The organism is Aeromonas sp. 602658 (genome assembly GCF_049173005.1).
Taxonomy (GTDB): domain Bacteria; phylum Pseudomonadota; class Gammaproteobacteria; order Enterobacterales; family Aeromonadaceae; genus Aeromonas; species Aeromonas veronii_A.
The window spans coordinates 1-1258 of sequence record NZ_JAAKRF010000069.1; the positions used below are offsets into that span (position 1 = coordinate 1).

At 53.1% G+C, this 1258-nt stretch carries 1 rRNA gene; it reads right to left on the reverse strand.

The window, feature by feature from the left end:
- Positions 1-1258 (reverse strand): 23S ribosomal RNA (locus tag G5253_RS20465); the annotation flags it as partial.

The following is a 1258-nucleotide window of genomic DNA, read 5'->3' on the forward strand; positions in this document are numbered from 1 at the left end:
TGTGTCGGTTTGGGGTACGATGACTTGTAATCTGAAGCTTAGAGGCTTTTCCTGGAAGCAGGGCATCAATGGCTTCCACACCGTAGTGTGTTCGTCTCGTGTCTCAGTGTTGTGTCTCCGGATTTGCCTAGAAACACCACCTACGCACTTTCACCAGGACAACCGTCGCCTGGCCCACCTAGCCTTCTCCGTCCCCCCATCGCAATTACAAGTCGTGCAGGAATATTAACCTGCTTCCCATCGACTACGCCTTTCGGCCTCGCCTTAGGGGTCGACTCACCCTGCCCCGATTAACGTTGGACAGGAACCCTTGGTCTTCCGGCGAGGAGGCTTTTCACCCCCTTTATCGTTACTTACGTCAGCATTCGCACTTCTGATATCTCCAGCATACCTCTCGATACACCTTCGCAGACTTACAGAACGCTCCCCTACCACTCACGCTTAGCGTGAATCCGCGGCTTCGGTGCCTGGTTTGAGCCCCGTTACATCTTCCGCGCAGGCCGACTCGACTAGTGAGCTATTACGCTTTCTTTAAATGATGGCTGCTTCTAAGCCAACATCCTAGCTGTCTGAGCCTTCCCACATCGTTTCCCACTTAACCAGAACTTTGGGACCTTAGCCGGCGGTCTGGGTTGTTTCCCTCTTCACGACGGACGTTAGCACCCGCCGTGTGTCTCCCGGATATTACTTACTGGTATTCGGAGTTTGCATGGGGTTGGTAAGTCGGGATGACCCCCTAGCCCAAACAGTGCTCTACCCCCAGTAGTATTCGTCCGAGGCGCTACCTAAATAGCTTTCGGGGAGAACCAGCTATCTCCGAGTTTGATTGGCCTTTCACCCCCAGCCACAGGTCATCCCCTAACTTTGCAACGTTAGTGGGTTCGGTCCTCCAGTTGATGTTACTCAACCTTCAACCTGCCCATGGCTAGATCACCCGGTTTCGGGTCTACACCTTGCAACTAGACGCCCAGTTAAGACTCGGTTTCCCTACGGCTCCCCTATACGGTTAACCTCGCTACAAAATGTAAGTCGCTGACCCATTATACAAAAGGTACGCAGTCACCCCGAAGGGCTCCCACTGCTTGTACGTACACGGTTTCAGGTTCTATTTCACTCCCCTCACAGGGGTTCTTTTCGCCTTTCCCTCACGGTACTGGTTCACTATCGGTCAGTCAGGAGTATTTAGCCTTGGAGGATGGTCCCCCCATATTCAGACAGGATGTCACGTGTCCCGCCCTACTCGATTTCACATCAAGGT